Source organism: Bradyrhizobium sp. Crot121 (genome assembly GCF_059512385.1).
In genome coordinates this window covers 1-2,587 of record NZ_JCAMOR010000190.1, presented here as the reverse complement: position 1 = coordinate 2,587, position 2,587 = coordinate 1, and the positions used below count along the sequence as shown (strand labels likewise).

2 protein-coding genes and 1 pseudogene are annotated in these 2,587 nt (G+C 55.6%); 2 read left to right on the top strand and 1 reads right to left on the bottom strand.

The window, feature by feature from the left end; genetic code table 11:
- Nucleotides 1-277: 277 nt before the first annotated feature.
- The gene (locus tag AC5ZGW_RS45730) at nucleotides 278-826 is read left to right on the top strand and encodes a c-type cytochrome (RefSeq protein WP_130231814.1); all 549 of its coding nucleotides are present in this window, start codon (nucleotides 278-280) and stop codon (nucleotides 824-826) included.
- Nucleotides 827-1,837: 1,011 nt separating this feature from the next.
- Here the strand turns inward: AC5ZGW_RS45730 and AC5ZGW_RS45725 are convergent.
- Nucleotides 1,838-1,989, bottom strand: a pseudogene (locus tag AC5ZGW_RS45725) (ArsC/Spx/MgsR family protein); the annotation flags it as partial.
- Nucleotides 1,990-2,247: 258 nt separating this feature from the next.
- Between AC5ZGW_RS45725 and AC5ZGW_RS45720 the strand changes: the two are divergent.
- Nucleotides 2,248-2,587: inorganic diphosphatase (locus tag AC5ZGW_RS45720; RefSeq protein WP_496114148.1), on the top strand; the 340-nt coding region annotated here is incomplete at its 3' end.

Genomic DNA, 2,587 nt, shown 5'->3' with positions numbered 1-2,587 from the left:
ACCGCACGAAATTACTTCGCTGTCGTCGCTATCGCCGCAACTCTGCTCTGGCTAAGATAACTGTCCACGCGACCTAGTCTTTGTTCTGAGGGCGATCTGATAGCTAACGCAATTTTTCCCTTGATGTTGGCGGCTTTGGATAGCCGTGGCGTTCTCAGGGGCAAACAGGGAGGGTGAGTGACGTGTGTCGCTCGGCCTCGCGGGCGGCGGAAAAATGTTGGTCGGCGGCTCGCACAAGACGGTATCGCTCGAACTGCGCGGAGAGGGGGAGTTAAAAATGGATTCCTTCGAGTTGAACAAGATACTCGGTGCAATTCTGGGAACTTGCATCCTTGTGTTGGTGACGAACTTCGCCGCCAGCGCAATTTTCGCGCCCGCGATACCGACAAAGCCGGGCTATGAGATCGCGGTGAAGGAAGAAGCGCATGGTGGCGACCAGGAAGCCGCGCCGGCAGCCTCTGAGCCAATCGAGAAGCTGCTGCAGACCGCCTCGGTCGAGAGGGGAGCTGAGTCGGCCAGAAAATGCGCGTCCTGTCACACCTTCGAGAAGGGTAGCCCCAACCGCGTTGGCCCAAATCTTTACGGAATCGTCAACGATCACCGGGGCGAGGGGCGCGGATTCAATTTCTCTGCGGCCATGAAGGCGAAGGGCGGCACGTGGACCTTTGAGGAGTTGAATAAGTTTCTTGCCAGTCCAAGAGGGTACATCCCCGGCACTGCAATGAGTTTTGCCGGTATCCCGAGAGAGGGCGAACGGGCCGATCTGATTAGTTATCTGCGTACCCTTTCGGATAATCCGGTACCGCTGCCGACGGCGGCGAAGTAGCAGAACCCGGCAAATAACTTCGATTTGAAGTGTGTCAGCATGGTTCGGTGCACCCTAGGGCAGCTGCTCCACTTGCTGCAGATGATACAGAAGAGACAACCCCCGTCAGCGAGACCGGCGTAGCAAGTGCAACGTGCTGATGATCTCTTCGCCCCGGATCAGGCACGCGCGGACGTGCTCACGAAAAGAACTACGTGACAACCTAACGCCTGAGCAAATCCTCCGCGCTAAGGTAACGAGCGCTTTCGGCGGGTCGAAGTTATCGGCATTCAACTGCGACTTTGTCTTCGGATTGCTTACTCGTCCGGACGAGCCGGCGGCCCAAAGTCTTTATCGAAGCACGCATACAGCGCTGGAAAACAACAAAAAAATGGCGTACCCGACACGATTCGAACGTGTGACCCTTGCCTTCGGAGGGCAACGCTCGTTCGTCGACCACACCAATGTTGGTTGAGGCTTTCAGCGCGCCTTTCTGTAGACGCAAGCATCCGCTGCGAACAGAAATCGGCAAGCGTCCTTCTCAATCGCCGCCAAAACTACGACCGGGACGTTGCAGTGCTAGGCGTGTGAAGACCGGCACGATACTTTCGGGCCGAAGCAAATAGATGGACAAGGTGGACGGGATTGGCGCGGTACTGCACGAACTCACTCAGTACTGCGACGCACGCAGTACCGGAGACCCGAAAGATCCAAGGGCCTGCTTAGCATGGCAATCACGTAAGCCAGTAACCGATTGGGAAACATGAGGGAATAGATCGACGATGAATATCTGAACCGCTATCGCCCAAAAAAACGAATAGACCGATTGATGTCCGAAGTGCTAATAGAATCAGCATGTTAGCGCATCGATTTTGCATTGTACCCATGATGGATTGGACCGGGACATTTCGAAAAGCGAAGCAGCAGCACTTAAGCCGCACCTCGATCGATCATGTCGTACCAAATGTAGTACTGCCGCTGGCTCGGAGCTCGCCGAGCAAGCATTGTCGAGCCTCAGCGTCTGTCCTGCGGCTATAGCGTAGCGCGGCGTAGCCGCGCGCCGTTCGGTGTGACGACGATAGGCCGATTGATCAGGATCGGATACGCCATCATGAAGTCGGTAGCTCGTCGTCGCTCCATTTCGGATCGTCGAGACCGAGTTCCTTGAATGGCGTGCCCTTCTCGCACCAGCGTGCGGCGGGATCATTTTCGTGAAGATGAACGGAATTCCTCGCTCATCTCTTCCTTCGCGCTTTTCCTAAAAGAGGCGACATGCCGAATTTTTTCAACTTTCCGCCCTTTACGGAAGATGGGGAGGTCCATGTTGTTGTGGAAACGCCGCGCGGAAGCCGTGCCAAGTTCGCCTATGACCCTAAGCTTGAAAGCTTCGCGTTCAGCAAGTCACTGCTGACGGGCTTACCTATCCTCATGACTGGGGCTTTGTGCCCTCGACCAAAGCAGACGACGGCGACCCGCTCGACATCATGGTGATCCATGACGCGGCAACCTCTCCGGGACTTGTCGTCACCTGCCGCGTTATTGGCGTCCTTCAGATCGAACAGAAGAGTAAAAAGAAATCCGAGCGCAACGACCGCCTGCTTGCGGTGCCCCGCAACTCGCACTCGGAGCAGGCATTGCGCGACGTTGACGATCTGACAAAGCCAATCCGGGAGGAACTTGAGAAGTTCTTCATCGCGACTGACGAGCTAGAGCATGTTGTTTTTTACCGGAATCGGGATTCCCAATTGGAGGAATATCTGATTCAAACTCCATGCTGGGAAC